Origin of the sequence: Bacillus sp. MYb78 (genome assembly GCF_002975115.1) — a bacterium.
GTDB lineage: Bacteria > Bacillota > Bacilli > Bacillales > Bacillaceae_G > Bacillus_A > Bacillus_A cereus.
The window spans coordinates 45,863-63,172 of the sequence record NZ_PCOB01000025.1; the positions used below are offsets into that span (position 1 = coordinate 45,863).

Consider the following 17,310-nt stretch of genomic DNA (forward strand, 5'->3'; position numbering starts at 1 on the left):
AAGTGAAACCGGAAGATCCGAAAGAACCGAAGGAACCAGAAGTGAAACCGGAAGATCCGAAAGAACCGAAGGAACCAGAAGTGAAACCGGAAGACCCGAAAGAACCGAAGGAGCCAGAAGTGAAACCGGAAGACCCGAAAGATCTGAAGCAACCGGAAGTAAGACTTGAAAAGTTAATTAAAGAACCACAAGTAAAAACAGAAAGAGAATTACCGAAAACAGGGGCAGCGTCTCCATGGATGATGTCAGTTGGTGCGGGAATTTCATTCTTAGTTGGCGGAGTATTATTCGTATTAGGTAGAAGAAGAAAACAATAATTTTTTTAGACGAAAAGCACACTGAGTTCGATAGTTTATCGAATTCAGTGTGCTTTCGTGGTATATAAAATAAAAGCTCCTTCCGCGTATGGAAGGAGCTTTTATTTTATATATTAAAACATGCTTGAGCTATGCATCGGTTGAAGTTTTGCATTTGGATCGAAGTAAGCTTTTGCATTGTTTACTGCTGTCGGTGCTTCGCCAAATCCACAAGCGATAAGTTTTACTTTTCCTTCATATGTACAAATGTCACCAGCAGCGTAAATGCCAGGAATATTTGTTTCCATTTTTGAATTCACAAGGATGCTATTTTTTTGTATATCTAAGCCCCAGTTTTTAATTGGGCCAAGAGAGGAAACGAAGCCGTAGTTTACAATTACATCATCAACATCGATGATAACTTTTTCTTCAGTTTTTACGTGCTGAAGAACGACTTGTTCAATTTTGTCATCACCAACGAGTTCAACTGGAACATACGGTGTACTTACTTCTGCACGAGAATTCATTAAGTTTTCAACGCTATGTTCATGTGCACGGAATTTATCACGGCGATGAACGATTGTAACTTTGTCAGCGATCGGTTCTAACATCATCGTCCAGTCTACTGCTGAGTCGCCACCGCCAAATACTACGACGCGCTTGCCAGCAAATTTATTCATATCATCAACGAAATAATGTAAGTTTTTCTTTTCGTATTTTGCTGTACCTTCTAATTCTAAGCGGCGTGGTTGGAAAGCACCATTGCCGGCAGTAATAATGACTGATTTAGAATAGTGAGTTTGTTTATTCGTAACAAGTTTAAATATACCATCAGCTTGTCTTTCAAGCGTATCAACCGCTTCTTCTAAGCAAACGGTTGGATCAAATTTCTTCATTTGCTCTTTTAAGTTATCAACTAACTCTTGTGCACGCACTTTCGGGAAACCAGCTACATCATAAATGTATTTTTCAGGGTAGAGTGCTGATAATTGTCCTCCAAGTTGAGGTAGGCTTTCAATGATTTTTACACTTGCTTGTCTCATCCCGCCATAAAATGCTGTGAATAGTCCTGTTGGACCACCACCAATAATTGTTATGTCGTAAACTTTTTGATTTTCTGCCACTTTCATTCCCCCTATAGATGGAATTTTGATATTGATTTCATATATTGTTCATATGTACACGAAAATCCTGCAAATGATGACACTTTCAAATAAATGATAGCATATTTGAGTTCATAATACTTCTGAAAACGACTGAATTGTGTGTAAGTTTTCGCATAGATGCTTTTTGTATTGTATAAAATATACAGAAAGGAAAATACATGAAAAAAAGGCTGAAAAACCCTTGAAAACGCTATGTTATTTTAAAATATTGATAATTCTCCAGAAGCTTGAATTCTGGAATAAAACCGACTAATATAGGGAAGTATTATGTTAAATTTCTATGACAAAATTCGTACGATTTTTTGACTGCGTTTTGTTATGATATAGAATGTGATAAATTCCACATTCTTGACAAATAGAGTTTTTAGTACTTGGTATTATTTCTCATTACTATTATATAAAGAAAAGGGTTGTGATTTGGTGAAGACTCCAAAAATCGTAGTTTTAGGTGCAGGTTATGGCGGGATGATTACGACTGTTCGTCTGCAAAAAGCATTATCTGTAAATGAAGCTGAAATTACGTTAGTAAACAACAACAGCTATCACTACCAAGCGACTTGGTTACACGAGAGCGCAGCTGGTACATTACAAGATGAAAAAATCTGTCTAGATATTCAAGACGTTATTGATACAAATAAAGTGAACTTTGTACAAGACACAGTAGTAGAAATTAAAGCTGCTGAAAAACGTATTATCTTAAAAGACGGCGAGTTAGAGTATGACTACTTAGTAATCGGTCTTGGTTTCGAATCAGAAACATTCGGAATTACAGGATTAAAAGAGCATGCATTCTCAATCGCTAACATTAATGCAACTCGTGAAATTCGTGAGCATATGGAAGCTAGTTTCGCTAAATATGCAGATGAAAAGCGCGATGAGTTAGTAACAATCGTTGTTGGTGGTGCTGGATTTACTGGTATCGAGTACGTAGGTGAGCTTGCAAACCGTGTTCCTGAACTTTGCAAACAGTACAATGTACCACGTGAAAAAGCACGTATCATCTGTGTAGAAGCTGCTCCAACAGCACTTCCAGGTTTCGATCCAGCATTAGTAGAATATGCTGTAAAACAACTTGAGAAAAAAGGCGTAGAATTCCGCATTGGTACAGCAATTAAAGAAGCAACTGAAGAAGGTATTATTGTTGCAAATGGTGATGATACTGAATTAATTAAGTCTGAAACAGTAGTTTGGGCTGCAGGTGTTCGTGGTAATGGTATTGTGGAAGAGTCTGGCTTTGAAGCAATGCGCGGACGTGTAAAAGTTAATGAGTACATGCACGCTCCAGGATACGAAGAGGTATTCATGGTTGGTGATGCAGCGTTAATCATTAACGAAGAAATTAACCGTCCTTACCCACCAACAGCACAAATTGCAATTCAACAAGGTTACAATATTGCACACAACTTAACTGTATTAGTTCGTGGCAAGGGCGAAATGAAAAAATTCGCATTCGATAATAAAGGATCTGTATGTTCTTTAGGTCATGACGATGCAATGGGCGTTGTTATGGGTAAAAAGTTAACAGGTTGGAAAGCTTCCTTCATGAAGAAAGTAATCGATAACCGCTACTTATTCTTATTAGGTGGACCTTTATTAGTTCTTAAAAAAGGTAAATTAAAGTTCTTTTAATATATAGTAGAAAAAGCAGAAACGGCTAAGCGCCGTTTCTGCTTTTTTTCATATAATACATGTTTTCGATATAACAATAGAAAGATGGGAGAAATGTTTTATTTGAACATTGCCGTATCATGAAATGGATGAATCCAATGTTTTATTTTCTTCATAATTACATTTCTGCATCTTGATATTTTTTTGTTAACAGTATATCGACAAAATGGGTTTTTTCACTTTTTGAAAAAAGGAAATTTCACAGCGAATTAAAAAGTATAGTATAATATATAGAAAAGAAAGAATATTCTGTCCGTTCGGATGGAGGAGGATGCATCATGGGGAAGCGCGGGAAAGTATGGTTAGCTGTTAGTGGCTTAGTAGCTACAAAAGATGGCAGGTGGCTATTCGTTAAGAAGAAATACAGTGGATTAAAAGGGAAATGGTCTTTACCGGCTGGTTTTGTAAATGAAGGTGAGACAGTTGATGAAGCTGTGAAACGCGAAGTGTTAGAAGAGACAGGCATTGTCGCTCATGTGAAGGGGATCATTGGTGTTCGATCGGGTGTTATTCGTGATGAAATTAGTGATAATATGATTATTTTCCTTTTGGAGCCTGAAGGAGAAAATATTATTGTACAGGAGAAAGAATTGTCTGAAGTGGCGTTCTTACATCCAGATAAGATTGCGGACGATCCGAATACGTCTGTACTTATTAAATATTTGTTAGAAGGAAGATCAGAACTACATCTTGAAGTGGACAAAACATTAAATCCAGGAGAACCATTTGGTTATACAGCCTATCACGTATTTACGGCACGTGCGAAGGAGAGGGAGAAAGAGTGAGTATACCGGTACTACTTATTTCAATGATGTTATTTTTTATTTTGTTCTTTGGAATTGGATTTTTACTCAACATGATTTTGCGAGCTACTTGGGTAATGGTTATTGTGTATCCGATTGTTTGTATGCTTATTATTAATAAAGCGAGTATGTGGGATTATTTTTCAAAACCGAAAGAAACATTTTCTTCATTTGGGACAAGTGTATCGCACTTAGGACAAGCAGACGTGTTTATTCTATCTACTGGATTAGTAGGGGCTGCTTTAGCAGGAGTCGTAATCAAGAAACTTCGGAAAAGCGGATATCAAATGTTTTAATCTCCAACTAAGTTGGAGATTATTTTTTGCATATTCCTTCATCGTATAGGGAATGATTAACGATGAAGGAGTGTGGAATATAAAAATGTTAAAACGATATTGTATTCGCATTATGATGACTTGTTTACTTGCATTTGCATTATGCGTAACATGGAAGGCTTTCACTGGAGTTTCTTTATTAGAGATTGTAAAGACATATGAAGGAATGAGTGCAAAAGAAGTACATGCAGCAGAAGTTAAGAGAAATGTTGCTCCGAGTAAAGAAGTGATAAATGCTTTAGAGCAGGCAAACGACTGGTCTAAATATCGTTCAATTGAAATGACTGCAACAGGTTATACATCGGGGATTGAGTCAACAGGTAAGAGGCCAGGGCATCCAGAGTATGGTATTACATATTCAGGTGTTAAAGTGAAAAGGGATTTATATTCCACAATTGCTGCGGACTTACGCGTATTCCCGATTGGAACGATTCTCTTCGTGCCAGGTTACGGGTATGGTGTAGTAGCTGATAAGGGCGGAGCAATAAAAGGAAACCGTCTTGATTTATATTATGATACGGTGAAAGATGTTTATAGCCAATGGGGTAAGAAAAAAGTAAATGTGTATGTAGTAAAAGTAGGAAAAGGTAAGTTTACAGAAGAAGAGTTAACGATGTTAAATCAAGACGAAACGATGCAAGTGTTTCGTGGTCAATATTTAAAGCAAAGATAGTCTAGTCGTAATTACGCTAGACTTTTTTTCTTGGCTTATTTCATAATAGAGGAGATTTTACACGTCATATAACTGTAGTTAGAATTGTCGCATTTTATCGAAAATAAAGTTATAATGGTGGTAGAGAAATTTAGGGGGTCTGAACATGTTTCAAGTACAAAAAGAATTAGCAGGTCACGAAGCAGTAATTGTCGCTTTATTTGAAGAAGAGAAAATGAGTAGTTTTGTACAAGAACTGGACAAAGCGTTTGAAGGACAATTACAAGTTTTACTAGAAGAGAAAGAATTATCTACGAAGAAAAAGGCCATTTCGAAAGTACATAGCTTAGGAAAAACAAATGTGAAACGGTATTACTTTGTTGGTTTAGGCAAGAAAGAGTCTTATACGACAGAAACGTTACGTGTGGCTCTTGGAAAAACGTTTAAAACACTACAAGCAGCAAAAGTACAAGATGCAGCAATCTTACTTGATTCTTTCGTAACAGAGAAATTAGACGCGATTGATGTCGCTCATATTGCAGCAGAGGTACAAGGCCTTGGTACATATGAATTACAAACGTATAAATCAGATAAAAAGGATCGTGTAGAGTTAGAGAAGTTCACGGCTATTACAGCGGAAGATGCACAAGAAATTGAAGCCGCATTAACAGTTGGCTACGTACATGGACGTGCAACAAATTCAGCTCGTACACTTGTAAATATGCCGCCAAACGTATTAACAGCGACAAAGCTTGCTGAGTATGCTGTTGAGTTAGCGGAGAAGTATGATATGGACTATAAAGTTCTTGAAAAAGAAGAGATGGAAGATCTTGGTATGGGTGCGTTACTTGCAGTAAACCAAGGTAGTACAGAGCCACCCAAAATGATTGCTCTTATTTATAAAGGAAAAGAAGAGTGGACAGATGTCATTGGATTCGTTGGAAAAGGTATTACATACGATACAGGTGGTTATTCTTTAAAACCACGTGAAGGCATGGTTGGTATGAAAGGTGATATGGGCGGTGCAGCTGCTGTATTAGGTGCGATGGAAATTATCGGAGAACTGCGCCCAGAACAAAATGTGATCGCTGTTATTCCTTCAACTGATAACGTTGTAAGTGGTACGGCATTTAAGCCAGACGATGTAATCACATCTATGAGTGGAAAAACAATTGAAGTATTAAATACGGATGCAGAAGGTCGTCTAGCTTTAGCTGATGGTATTACGTATGCGAAAAAACTTGGCGCAAACTACCTTGTTGATGTTGCAACATTAACAGGCGGTGTAATTGTTGCACTTGGAAACCATACGACAGGCGCAATGACAAATAATGAAGAGTTGTTTGAGCAAGTACTAGAGGCTTCTATGGAAACAGATGAACCAATTTGGCAACTACCGATTTTTGATCGTGATAAAGAACGTGTGAGAAACAGTAAGTTTGCTGATTTAAATAACTCACCAGGCCGTGAAGGACATGCGGTTATGGCAGGTACATTCCTAGGCGAATTCGCTGAAGATACACCGTGGGTACACTTAGATATCGCTGGAACATCAGAAACAAAAGGCGCGCACGACTTAGGTCCAGCTGGAGCAACTGGTGCAATGGTACGTACACTTGCAACACTTGTGGAGCGTTTCGGAGAAGAATAATTTTTTGAAGAAAAGGCTGTCTCAAATTTTTGAGGCAGCCTTTTTTATTGGTATTTAATAGTTGATTTTCAATGTTATACTTATGTGATATAATCTTTCCTGTATTAGAAGTAAATAACAATTGAATAGGGAGGGAAAGAAGAGAGTGACAAAAATAGAAGCACTCTTATTATTATGAGGGAAGGAACTTTATCTCAACAAAATATAGTTGTATTGTTTTTTAAACAGTTACGCCCGAAACAGTGGACTAAAAACTTGCTTGTATTTGCAGCGTTAGTCTTTTCAATAAAACAAGTATCTTTAACTATGGTGGCACAAGCTGCAATTTGTTTTGCGCTATTTTGTGCAATATCTGGCTGTGTCTATATTTTAAATGATTTTATGGATATTGAGGCAGATCGACAACACCCTGTTAAGCGATATCGACCGATGGCATCGGGGGCATTAAATCCGTACTTTGCTATTACGGCAGGTTGTGTTATTTTAGTAGCGTCTTTAGTAGTTTCATATATATTAAATCCGTTGTTGTGCTTAGTATTAGCAGTCTATTTTATTTTAAATGTAGCGTATTCAATTCGTTTAAAACACGTTGTAATCATTGATATTTTAATTATTGCAGCTGGATTTGTTTTACGAGCATTGGCCGGTGGATTAGTTATTCAAGTGCCATTTACACCGTGGTTTTTATTATGTACATTATTACTGTCACTATTCTTGGCTATTAATAAAAGAAGACATGAATTAGTATTGTTACAGAATAATAAAGGTTCTCATAGAAAAGTATTAGAAAGTTATTCTCCTGCTTTGTTAGACCAATTAAGTACAATTGTTACATCGGCAACTATTGTAACTTATGCTATCTTTACTTTTAATGCAGGGAAAAGTATCTATTTAATGTGGACAATCCCATTTGTAATTTACGGGATTTTTCGTTATTTATATTTAGTTCACATGGAAGATAAAGGTGGAGAACCAGATAAAGTTTTATTAGAGGATCAGCATATTTTAATAACAGTGTTGTTATATGCGATAACAGTTATTATTATACTATTGAACTTTTAATTACTCTATTCGGGTTTGTTAAAACGTTTAAGAGGAGTGTCTTAAACGTTTTTTATTTGGAATAAAACATTTTTTGAATATAAACAGTTAAGGAGTATAGAGATGCAACAATTTTTAATGATTATTTTATCAGTTGGTATGGGAGTTGTAGGGCAAATTTTATTAAAATTTGGTGCAATGAAATCACAAAGTTCAGCGGCTGTAGGTATTATGAATTTCATTAACGTACCGAACTTTTTCGGACTAGCTTTTTACGGTTTAAGTGCATTATTATGGATGATTGTGCTGAGAAAGGTTGATTTAAGTTATGCATACCCAATGGTGAGTTTCGGATATGTATTTGTTATTATTGCGTCAGCATTATTATTTGGTGAAACAATCAATTTCATGAAAATTGCTGGAATGGTATGTATAGTAGCTGGCATTTTATTTATTGCAAAATCATAGGAGGTAAAGCAATGGGAACATATTTATATTGTATACTTCCATTTATAGCTTGGGTAGCTTCGGGAGTATTGAAATTTTTAGTGAATTATCTTCGTTCTGGAAAAGATGCTTTTCGTTTAGTTGGAAATGGTGGATTTCCTAGTACGCATACAACGATTTTATCAAGTATGGTCATGACAATAGGGTTTCATGAAGGGTTTAATACACCGATGTTTGGAATCGGGATGGCAATTTTAACAATTGTTATCATTGATGCCACAGGACTTCGCCGTACAGTTGGTAAACATGCAAGAATGTTGAATAAACATATAAGTTCGGAAGAAGAAAAATTAAGAGAGCGTCAAGGACATCATTGGCATGAGATTTTTGGTGGACTTGTGTTAGGAACAGTTATTGGGTACGTGGCACATCTAATTATGTTATTTCTACCGTAGAGAGGAGAAGAAGTATTGAATATTTGGAATGGTTATAAAGGAAAGGGGATATTAGCCCTTGTCCTTTTCATTTTTTATTGGTCATTTTATTTTTTTATCGGTTGGAAAATGGATACTCACTCTAAGCTTCTTAATGAAGCGTGGGTGGTTGATACCTATTTTTCTTTTGATCAAGGGTATTATATCATCTCCTTTTTTCTTGAAAAAGTAGATATAGCAGCGGCGACCTGGTTCCGACATCCATTCCTTTATTATTTTATTCAACAATTCATGTGGATGCTGGAGACAGTAAAAGTAGGGAATATTGTACATGGTATTATATTCATTCAAACGTTTTTAAGCGCGCTCAGTGTAGTGATGATTTATACATTATGCTGTAAAATTTGTAAGAATACGATTGTTTCTTTTTTACTAGCGGTCATGTATGGATTTTCAGCTACTATGTTAGTTATTACGTGGACACCAGAATCTTTTAGCTATGCAAATTTCACATTGGTACTTATGTGCTTTGTATGCTATCCATTTATTACAGGGGAAAAAGAAGCGAAAATAGGATTTAGTATTGCGAATGTATTGTTGGCAATAGGAATAACAGGGGTTACATTAACCAATTCGTTTATGTGGTTTTTAGGTAGTGTGATGAGTTATAAGAAACTACGGAAAAAAATTATTTGGACTGGTATTTCGATTGTTATTGTCGTGGTCCTGTTTGTATTAGTAATGAACGCAAATAATGTAGTTCTTATCGAAGGATTAAAGGGTAGTATGGACTTTGCTGCGCAAGGACAGAATTTTTCACCAGAATACGTTAAGCCATCAGGTATATTAGTATTTCATCTATTATTAGGATCTTCATTCATCTTTGGACCATTCTCGGAAGTTACTTTAAGACAAGGTGAGCAATTCGCACAATTAAATATGCTTCCATCGCATACTATGATCGGGTGGATTGTGATTGTATCTGTGTATGCTTTTATAATAGTAGCTGTATGGAAAAACTTTAGAACAGAGCCTTTCGTAAGGTTTTTAAGTTTCTGTTTACTATTTAATATTGTTTTACATGGAATTGTTGGTTTTGGGGCATCTGAAGCATTTATTTATGGCGCACATATGCTGTTTACAATACCGTTATTATTGGCATATGGTTTTAAAGTGATGAGACGTGTAAAAGTAGTTGCTTTATGTTTAATATTAATATTAATAATTATAAATAACTTTGAAAGTATGCTATATTTTTATCATTTTGCAGTCTCCAATTATTCTTTATAATAAAATAGATTTTTAATAAAAGGGTACTTTAGATAGGATTTCTAAAGTACCCTTTTTTACTATTTCTTAAAAATAGATAAAAAATAATAGCTGGAAGTGAAGCATTTTAGAAAAAATATAGTTGCTATGAAAGAGGTCTAAACATGTTTTGAGTACAACAAGAGTAGCAAACCATGAAGAGATAATTATTGTACTTAGACATCCCTGTGAGCGCATAATTTAAGGTCAGCTCGAGCAATGGTGTAGGTAATTCGTATACTTTTCGAGCATTTTGTAGAAGAATAATTTTTTGAAGAAAAAGCTGTCTCAAATTTTGGAGACAGCCTTTTTTATTGATGTGGTAGGTGTATTTGTTGGTAATTCGATATAACTTCATTTACTACCGCGCTGTTCAAAAAAGTGCTAAAAAGTGTTTATAAAGAAATCGTATACAAAATCCCATTTAAAGCAAAAGAAGTACGGCCCGTTTCTTCAGAGACAACTAATATAAGTGCATCACTCTTTTCTGATAAGCCTATTGCAGCTCTGTGACGTGTTCCTAGCTCAGGATCAACTTCTGTACTTTTCGTTAAAGGAAGAATATTAGCAGCTGAGACTATATGATTATTTTTTACGAGAACGGCACCGTCATGAAGAGGGTTACCTGGGTAAAATATTGATTCGAGTAATGGCGCAGTTAAATGAGCGTTTAATGTCGTTCCAGTTTGAATGAAAGCTTCAAGCGTCTCATTTCGTTCCACAACGATAAGAGCACCATGTTTTCTAGCGCTTAAATGTTGGATAGCTGTCGTAATAAAAGATGAACTTTCCGTATAAGGTGATAAATATGCCTGAATATAGTATGTAGCTGCCAATGTTTGTACATTTGCTAACATATGATGAATATCTTCCATTTTGCATAAAATACATTCGTCTTCTTTATCGATTGCGTTTCTCATAATCGATAGTTCTTTTTCAGCAATTTCAATCATTTGCTTTGTTTGTATTTTGAGCTCTTCTGACAAGCCCCATTCGTGCATAATCCTCATTCCCTTTAGTGGAGTATTTAACCATAGTGTATACAAATATTCCTAGTAAAATCCTGCTAGATTTTATAAAATATTGAGATACAGCATGTTTTTTTCATATAATAAAGGTATGACGAGCGAGAGGAGAGAGAAGAATGAATTGGAAACAAGAATTTAGTCGCTGGCTTTCTTACGCACAATTAGATGCAGAATTAAAAGAACAGCTAGAAAATATGAAGCAAGATGAGAAGAAAATCGAGGATAGCTTTTATAAAAATCTAGAGTTTGGCACAGGTGGTATGCGTGGTGAACTTGGTGCTGGTACGAACCGTTTAAACGTATATACAGTTCGTAAAGCAACAAAAGGATTAGCAAGCTTTATTGAAAAATTAGGTGAGGAAGCGAAAAAACGCGGTGTTGTTGTAGCCTATGATTCTCGTCATAAATCACCTGAGTTCGCAATGGAAGTTGCTGCTACACTTGGGGCACGCGGTATTACAACATATGTGTTTGAAAGCTTACGTCCAACGCCAGTACTTTCTTTCGCAGTTCGTCATTTATATACAGTAAGTGGAATCGTTCTTACGGCAAGCCATAATCCACCTGAATATAACGGATACAAAGTATACGGTGAAGATGGTGGACAGTTACCTCCAAAAGAAGCAGATGAGTTAATTAGCTACGTAAATGCAGTAGAAGATGAATTAACAGTTGAAGTCGCTGATGTAGAGCAATTAAAAGCTGACGGTTTATTACATATTATTGGACAAGAAGTAGATGATGCATATGCTGCAGAATTGAACAATGTCATCATTAATAAAGAAATGGTGCAAAAGGTCGGCAAAGACTTAAAAATCGTCTTTACACCATTACACGGAACATCAAATATTTCTGTACGCCGTGGTTTAAAAGAAGTTGGATTTACAGATGTAACAGTTGTAAAAGAGCAAGAGTTACCAGATCCCAACTTCTCTACAGTAAAATCACCGAACCCAGAAGAGCACGCAGCGTTTGAGTATGCCATTCGTGATGGTGAAAAGGTAGGCGCAGATGTATTAATCGCAACTGATCCTGACGCAGATCGTCTAGGTGTAGCAGTGCGTAATCATAATGGTGAGTTCCAAGTATTAACAGGAAACCAAACAGGTGCATTAATGCTTGATTACTTACTATCTCAAAAGAAAGAAAACGGAACGCTTCCGGAGAACGGTGTCGTATTAAAAACAATTGTAACGTCTGAGATTGGTCGTACAATTGCGAAAGCATACGGTTTAGATACAGTTGATACGTTAACTGGATTTAAATTTATCGGTGAGAAAATTAGGCAGTATGAAGAAAGCGGACAATATGAATTCCAATTCGGTTATGAGGAAAGCTATGGTTATTTAATCCGCCCATTCTGCCGTGATAAAGATGCAGTACAATCTGTCCTATTTGCATGTGAAGTAGCTGCATACTACAAATCACAAGGGAAAACGTTATATGACGGTCTATTAGAAGTATTTGAGAAGTACGGTTTCTTCCGTGAAGACCTTGTATCGTTAACGTTAAAAGGAAAAGATGGAGCTGAAAAAATCCAAGAGATGATGGCAACGTTCCGTGAGAATCCTCCGAAAGAAGTAGCGGGCTTAACAGTCGTAGCAGTGGAAGACTATAAAGCAAGCATCGTTACATCTTTACAAGATGGACATAAAGAAGAGATTCACTTACCGAAATCAAATGTGTTAAAATATCAATTAGAGGATGGTTCATGGTTCTGCCTACGTCCATCTGGAACTGAGCCGAAGATTAAGTTTTACTTTGGTGTAAAAGATAGTTCTTTACAAAATAGTGAACAAAAGTTACTTACTATTAAAGAAGACATTATGAATCGTTTATAATACAAAGTAATTTTAAGTAGTAAGGAACAAAAGGGAGCGAAATCTCCCTTTTGTTTTATGTAGGAAATAATTGCTATTGATTCCGACAGGAGAGAGGGTATTTTGTGATGAAAAAAGTAAGAAAAGCGATAATCCCAGCAGCTGGATTAGGAACACGTTTTTTACCAGCAACGAAAGCAATGCCGAAAGAAATGTTACCAATAGTAGATAAACCAACGATCCAATACATTGTAGAAGAAGCAGTGAAATCGGGTATCGAAGATATTATTATCGTTACTGGTAAAACAAAGCGTTCTATTGAAGATCATTTTGATAATGCATTTGAACTAGAACAAAACTTATTAGAGAAGAAAAAATATGAGTTGCTTGAAAAAGTACAAGCCTCTTCAAAAATGGTAGATATTCATTATATCCGTCAAAAAGAGCCGAAGGGACTAGGACATGCTGTTTGGTGTGCGCGTAAATTCATTGGTGATGAGCCGTTTGCAGTGTTACTAGGTGATGATATTGTCCAAGCTGAGAAACCGTGTTTACGTCAATTAATGGATGAGTATGAAAAAACACTTTCTTCTGTTATTGGTGTACAAACTGTTCCAGAGTCGGAAACACATCGCTATGGAATTATCGATCCATTAGAACAAGAAGGTCGTCGTTACCAAGTTCGCAATTTCGTTGAGAAACCAGCACAAGGTACAGCTCCTTCAAACTTAGCCATTATGGGCCGTTACATTTTAACGCCTGAAATCTTTATGTTCTTAGAACAGCAACATGTCGGTGCTGGTGGTGAAATTCAATTAACAGATGCAATCCAAAGCTTAAATGAAATCCAACGTGTATTTGCTTACGATTTCGAAGGAAAGCGCTACGACGTAGGTGAAAAGCTAGGATTCGTTCAAACGACAATTGAAATGGCCCTGCAACACCCAGAATTACGTGATGACATGGTCGTAATGATGAAGAAAATTTTAGAAGAACAAGTGAATCAAGAGTCTTAATATAAAAAAAGAGTTATTGCAGCAAGCTGCAATAACTCTTTTTTATTATGAAATCGTCGAATGAGAATGCTGATAAGCAGAACGACGCACAGCATAGTATATGCGAGGGGCGATAATAGCACCGATAATTGTAAATGCAATATCTTTTACTGCAAACCACATCATAATCATCCAAGCAGCTTTATAGCTCATATTACCGCCCATAAAGAGATTGACTGCCCCGTACATGTAAGTAGTACCGATTATATAAGTTAAAATAATTCCTGTGAAAGAGGCAATCGCAAATGTAATGAATGTTGGTCTTTCTTTTTGTTCTACTAATTTTCCTGATACGTAAGCAACGATAATAAATGCGATAATAAAACCACCAGTAGGATCTAAAAGTGCTCCAAATCCAGCTTTGAAGTTAGCAAAGATTGGTGCGCCGGCTAAGCCAACGAGCATATATACAGTCATGGATAAGGCACCAAGTCTACTTCCAAGAAGAAGACCTGCTAAAATTGCGAAAAATGGTTGCATAGATAATGGGATACCTGCTACTTGAAGGAATGGTGCCCAAGATACAATATTTGCACCGATGGCCATAAGAGCAACGAACATGGCAGCTAATGCTAAATCTAAAACATGTAATCTTCTCATAATGTTAACCTCCTGTTGTTTTTAGGTTAACATTATCGTAGCTAAAATATTTACTTGTTGTCAATCAAAATATTTTGATAAGAAGGCTTTAAATAGTCTCTTAACAACGTATATGGAATACGAAATTGCGGAATTCCACTTGAATACGGAGCAATCTCATATAAAGGGAAATAAATGACGAGATTGTCTGGCTCTAAAAAGAAGTGAAACTTTTTCATACTCATTACCTTTTCAGTTGCATCAGGAAAATAAATACTTTCATTTTGTTTAATTTGTCTTACAATCTCTGCACGGATTACATCTTTATATTTATCTTTTTGTTGAAATAAATCGTCTAAGTGCAGTAGCTTTTTTTCTTTTAAATCAAATGTATTTGCCTTCCACGTATAAAGACCGTGTGCTCCGCCAGTATATTGATAGTAATTCACATATAGGCTAAGAAAAGGTGGTTTGTTTAAAGAGACTTTATAATCAACATTTGCTACGTACGGATGAAATGGTGTACTAGATCCTTCTGTCTCTTTATAGTATTTTTTTGCTTCTTTTTCTAATTTGTTTTTAAATTTGTCAGTGGATTTTTTGTAGTATAAATTGAGCTTATTTTGAAATGTAGAGTCAGAAAAGTTGTGAAAAGAAGGCCTATTTATTTGATATTCTATATAAGGTTTCTTACCTTTTTGCGTTACAGTCTTAACATCGATTGTCAGGTTAGATGCTTTGGCTGTTATTGCACAATTTGGTACAATAGTCAGCAAGGAGAACATAAGCAGTAATATACAAAATTTCTGTTTCATTTAGGTGAAGCCTCCTTATATAAGTGTTATAAGTAGTTTGAAAATAAATAGGTAAAATTATACATTTAATTAAAGCAAGAGAAGGAGGAAGCGATATGGCAAAAACTTTAATGGATTCACTTGGAATTGAGTTGTTAGAGATGACAGAAGATAAGGTGGTTGCTACGATGCCTGTTGATGAGCGTACGCATCAGCCATTTGGATTTTTACATGGCGGTGCATCGGTTGCATTAGCAGAAACAGTGGCAAGTGTTGGTTCATACAATTTAATTGATCAAGAAAAATGTATTTGTTTCGGATTAGAAATTAATGCAAACCACATTCGCTCAAAGAAAGATGGAATTGTAACAGCGATCGGAACACCGATACATAGAGGACAATCGACAATGGTTTGGGATGTTCGTATTATTGATGAAAATGATGATTTACTATGTATATCAAGATGTACAGTAGCAATTAAAGAAAAACGTGAAAAGTAAAAAAGAGGCGCTCTTATGAGCAGCCTCTTTTTCTTATAATTAGAACTGGATTTTCTTCTCTAAGAAACCTTTTAGTTCGCTAATTGGCATACGAACTTGTTCCATTGTATCACGGTCACGTACTGTAACAGCTTTGTCTTCAACTGAGTCGAAGTCGTATGTGATACAGAATGGTGTACCGATTTCGTCTTGACGACGGTAACGTTTACCGATAGAACCAGTTTCATCAAAGTCTACCATGAAGTCTTTAGCTAATTCTGCGAATACTTCAGTAGCACCTTCAGATAGCTTTTTAGATAATGGTAAGATAGCTGCTTTGTATGGTGCTAAAGCAGGGTGGAAACGAAGAACTGTACGAGAATCGTTTTCTAATTGCTCTTCTTCATATGCATCACATAAGAATGCTAATGTTACACGGTCTGCGCCTAAAGATGGCTCGATGCAGTATGGTACGTAACGCTCATTCGTTTGTGGATCGATATAGTTAAAGTCTTCGTTTGAGTGTTCCATGTGACGTTTTAAGTCGAAGTCTGTACGAGATGCAACGCCCCAAAGTTCGCCCCAACCGAATGGGAATTTGAATTCAATGTCAGTTGTTGCATTACTATAGTGAGATAACTCTTCTTCACCGTGGTCACGAAGACGCATGCTCTCTTCAGTCATACCAAGTGAAAGTAACCAGTTTTTACAAGTTTCACGCCAGAATGCGAACCACTCTAAATCTTCACCAGGCTTACAGAAGAATTCAAGTTCCATTTGTTCGAATTCACGTGTACGGAATGTGAAGTTACCAGGCGTGATTTCGTTACGGAAACTCTTACCGATTTGGCCAATACCAAATGGAAGCTTTTTACGCATAGAGCGTTGAACGTTTTTGAAGTTTACGAAAATACCTTGTGCTGTTTCAGGACGAAGGAAGATTTCGTTTGTGCTAGACTCTGTAACACCTTGGAATGTTTTGAACATTAAGTTGAACTGACGGATTTCAGTGAATTCTTCACTACCGCAATCAGGACATTTTACTTCATGTTCTTTCATTAAGTCAGCCATTTGGTCGAAAGTAAGACCATCAACAACCATTTCGATGCCTTTTGCATCTAAAGCATCCTCAATTAATTTGTCAGCACGGTGACGAGCTTTACATTTTTTACAGTCGATCATTGGATCGTTGAAGTTACCAACGTGACCAGAAGCGATCCAAGTTTTAGGGTTCATTAAAATAGCTGCGTCTAAACCAACGTTGTATGGAGATTCTTGAATGAATTTTTTCCACCAAGCTTTTTTAACGTTATTTTTTAATTCGATTCCAAGTGGACCGTAATCCCAAGTGTTTGCAAGACCACCGTAAATTTCAGAACCAGGGAAAACAAAACCGCGATGTTTCGCTAAGTTTACAACTTGTTCCATTGAATACATAAGAAAATCCTCCTTTTGAAAGTTAACGTATTGGCGATGACATACTCTGATACTTTGGAAACGAGCAGTATAGCTAAAAAGAACATAAAAAAACGCTCATCCCAAGGCTTATTTGCCTAGGGACGAGCGTTTGCCCGCGGTTCCACCCTAGTTGATACACAAAAGGTGCATCCACTTTATCATGTATTGCTCGGGACTGCCGTTTCCTTGCGGCTTCAGGCTTTCACTATCCCTGAATCGCTTTTTATGCAAGTACTTATAAGTCCGTCATCGCTACTTATATTAGTAATAATGAACATATTCTAACACGTTCTTTT

The 17,310-nt window shown here is 36.3% G+C and carries 18 protein-coding genes; 13 read left to right on the forward strand and 5 right to left on the reverse strand.

Annotated features, from left to right (window positions below; genetic code table 11):
• The coding region (locus CQ064_RS33220) for an LPXTG cell wall anchor domain-containing protein (RefSeq protein ID WP_258166711.1) at window positions 1-317 on the forward strand (317 nt) is incomplete at its 5' end.
• Between the two features lie 113 nt (window positions 318-430).
• On the opposite strand, the gene CQ064_RS28625 is transcribed toward CQ064_RS33220, so the two are convergent.
• Window positions 431-1,420 (reverse strand): NAD(P)/FAD-dependent oxidoreductase, encoded by a 990-nt coding sequence (locus tag CQ064_RS28625; protein WP_000829790.1) that lies wholly within the window; start codon window positions 1,418-1,420, stop codon window positions 431-433.
• A 462-nt stretch (window positions 1,421-1,882) separates the two neighbouring features.
• Here CQ064_RS28625 and CQ064_RS28630 point away from each other — a divergent pair, with 462 nt between their 5' ends.
• The 9 genes from CQ064_RS28630 (at window position 1,883) to CQ064_RS28670 (ending at window position 9,783) form a co-directional block, all read left to right on the forward strand.
• Window positions 1,883-3,091: an NAD(P)/FAD-dependent oxidoreductase gene (locus tag CQ064_RS28630; RefSeq protein WP_000856603.1), complete on the forward strand. Its 1,209-nt coding sequence runs from the start codon at window positions 1,883-1,885 to the stop codon at window positions 3,089-3,091.
• A 317-nt stretch (window positions 3,092-3,408) separates the two neighbouring features.
• Window positions 3,409-3,915 carry an NUDIX hydrolase gene (locus tag CQ064_RS28635; protein ID WP_000517993.1) on the forward strand — a complete coding sequence of 169 codons (507 nt, stop codon included), beginning with the start codon at window positions 3,409-3,411 and terminating at the stop codon, window positions 3,913-3,915.
• Window positions 3,912-4,229, forward strand: a complete 318-nt coding sequence (locus CQ064_RS28640) for a YuiB family protein (RefSeq protein WP_000027016.1) — start codon at window positions 3,912-3,914, stop codon at window positions 4,227-4,229. Before CQ064_RS28635 ends, CQ064_RS28640 begins: the two co-directional genes overlap by 4 nt.
• An 85-nt stretch (window positions 4,230-4,314) precedes the next feature.
• Complete coding sequence (locus CQ064_RS28645; protein WP_002094181.1) at window positions 4,315-4,941, forward strand: 3D domain-containing protein; 627 nt, start codon at window positions 4,315-4,317, stop codon at window positions 4,939-4,941.
• Window positions 4,942-5,086: 145 nt separating this feature from the next.
• Window positions 5,087-6,571 (forward strand): cytosol aminopeptidase, encoded by a 1,485-nt coding sequence (gene pepA, locus CQ064_RS28650; RefSeq protein WP_000487953.1) that lies wholly within the window; start codon window positions 5,087-5,089, stop codon window positions 6,569-6,571.
• 174 nt (window positions 6,572-6,745) lie between these two features.
• Window positions 6,746-7,633, forward strand: coding sequence for a decaprenyl-phosphate phosphoribosyltransferase (locus CQ064_RS28655; RefSeq protein WP_001206693.1), 888 nt, complete (start codon window positions 6,746-6,748; stop codon window positions 7,631-7,633).
• A gap of 102 nt (window positions 7,634-7,735) precedes the next feature.
• Entirely contained in the window at window positions 7,736-8,080 is a 345-nt protein-coding gene (locus tag CQ064_RS28660) for an EamA family transporter (RefSeq protein WP_001183889.1), read from the forward strand.
• Between the two features lie 11 nt (window positions 8,081-8,091).
• Window positions 8,092-8,514 (forward strand): divergent PAP2 family protein, encoded by a 423-nt coding sequence (locus CQ064_RS28665; protein WP_000537660.1) that lies wholly within the window; start codon window positions 8,092-8,094, stop codon window positions 8,512-8,514.
• Window positions 8,515-8,529: 15 nt separating this feature from the next.
• Window positions 8,530-9,783, forward strand: a complete 1,254-nt coding sequence (locus CQ064_RS28670) for a DUF6080 domain-containing protein (RefSeq protein WP_001028674.1) — start codon at window positions 8,530-8,532, stop codon at window positions 9,781-9,783.
• A gap of 413 nt (window positions 9,784-10,196) precedes the next feature.
• Here CQ064_RS28670 and cdaS read toward each other — a convergent pair whose 3' ends face one another.
• A complete protein-coding gene (cdaS, locus tag CQ064_RS28675) occupies window positions 10,197-10,802 on the reverse strand; it encodes a sporulation-specific diadenylate cyclase CdaS (RefSeq protein ID WP_000545250.1) in 606 nt (201 codons plus the stop codon).
• Window positions 10,803-10,945: 143 nt separating this feature from the next.
• Between cdaS and CQ064_RS28680 the strand changes: the two genes are divergently transcribed.
• Both CQ064_RS28680 and galU read left to right on the forward strand, forming a co-directional pair.
• Complete coding sequence (locus CQ064_RS28680; RefSeq protein WP_001104228.1) at window positions 10,946-12,670, forward strand: phospho-sugar mutase; 1,725 nt, start codon at window positions 10,946-10,948, stop codon at window positions 12,668-12,670.
• A gap of 107 nt (window positions 12,671-12,777) precedes the next feature.
• On the forward strand, window positions 12,778-13,665 hold the full coding sequence (gene galU, locus CQ064_RS28685; protein ID WP_000757822.1) for a UTP--glucose-1-phosphate uridylyltransferase GalU: 888 nt from the start codon (window positions 12,778-12,780) through the stop codon (window positions 13,663-13,665).
• Between the two features lie 45 nt (window positions 13,666-13,710).
• On the opposite strand, the gene CQ064_RS28690 is transcribed toward galU, so the two are convergent.
• Entirely contained in the window at window positions 13,711-14,304 is a 594-nt protein-coding gene (locus tag CQ064_RS28690) for a biotin transporter BioY (RefSeq protein ID WP_001253379.1), read from the reverse strand.
• A 50-nt stretch (window positions 14,305-14,354) separates the two neighbouring features.
• On the reverse strand, window positions 14,355-15,098 hold the full coding sequence (locus tag CQ064_RS28695) for a DUF3298 and DUF4163 domain-containing protein (protein WP_000810334.1): 744 nt from the start codon (window positions 15,096-15,098) through the stop codon (window positions 14,355-14,357).
• A gap of 95 nt (window positions 15,099-15,193) precedes the next feature.
• On the opposite strand from CQ064_RS28695, the gene CQ064_RS28700 reads away from it, so the two are divergent.
• Window positions 15,194-15,577 (forward strand): hotdog fold thioesterase, encoded by a 384-nt coding sequence (locus CQ064_RS28700; RefSeq protein WP_001140612.1) that lies wholly within the window; start codon window positions 15,194-15,196, stop codon window positions 15,575-15,577.
• Window positions 15,578-15,616: 39 nt separating this feature from the next.
• Here the strand turns inward: CQ064_RS28700 and CQ064_RS28705 are convergent, their stop codons facing one another.
• Window positions 15,617-16,993: a glycine--tRNA ligase gene (locus tag CQ064_RS28705; RefSeq protein WP_000287154.1), complete on the reverse strand. Its 1,377-nt coding sequence runs from the start codon at window positions 16,991-16,993 to the stop codon at window positions 15,617-15,619.
• Window positions 16,994-17,310: the final 317 nt, after the last annotated feature.

Coding starts and splice junctions, on each gene's coding strand:
- CQ064_RS28635 (WP_000517993.1), top strand. CDS start 3,409: ATGGGGAAGCGCGGGAAAGTATGGTTAGCTGTTAGTGGCTTAGTAGCT.
- CQ064_RS28665 (WP_000537660.1), top strand. CDS start 8,092: ATGGGAACATATTTATATTGTATACTTCCATTTATAGCTTGGGTAGCT.
- cdaS (WP_000545250.1), bottom strand. CDS start 10,802: ATGCACGAATGGGGCTTGTCAGAAGAGCTCAAAATACAAACAAAGCAA.
- CQ064_RS28660 (WP_001183889.1), top strand. CDS start 7,736: ATGCAACAATTTTTAATGATTATTTTATCAGTTGGTATGGGAGTTGTA.
- CQ064_RS28690 (WP_001253379.1), bottom strand. CDS start 14,304: ATGAGAAGATTACATGTTTTAGATTTAGCATTAGCTGCCATGTTCGTT.
- CQ064_RS28695 (WP_000810334.1), bottom strand. CDS start 15,098: ATGAAACAGAAATTTTGTATATTACTGCTTATGTTCTCCTTGCTGACT.
- galU (WP_000757822.1), top strand. CDS start 12,778: ATGAAAAAAGTAAGAAAAGCGATAATCCCAGCAGCTGGATTAGGAACA.
- CQ064_RS28700 (WP_001140612.1), top strand. CDS start 15,194: ATGGCAAAAACTTTAATGGATTCACTTGGAATTGAGTTGTTAGAGATG.
- CQ064_RS28655 (WP_001206693.1), top strand. CDS start 6,746: ATGAGGGAAGGAACTTTATCTCAACAAAATATAGTTGTATTGTTTTTT.
- CQ064_RS28705 (WP_000287154.1), bottom strand. CDS start 16,993: ATGTATTCAATGGAACAAGTTGTAAACTTAGCGAAACATCGCGGTTTT.
- pepA (WP_000487953.1), top strand. CDS start 5,087: ATGTTTCAAGTACAAAAAGAATTAGCAGGTCACGAAGCAGTAATTGTC.
- CQ064_RS28680 (WP_001104228.1), top strand. CDS start 10,946: ATGAATTGGAAACAAGAATTTAGTCGCTGGCTTTCTTACGCACAATTA.
- CQ064_RS28645 (WP_002094181.1), top strand. CDS start 4,315: ATGTTAAAACGATATTGTATTCGCATTATGATGACTTGTTTACTTGCA.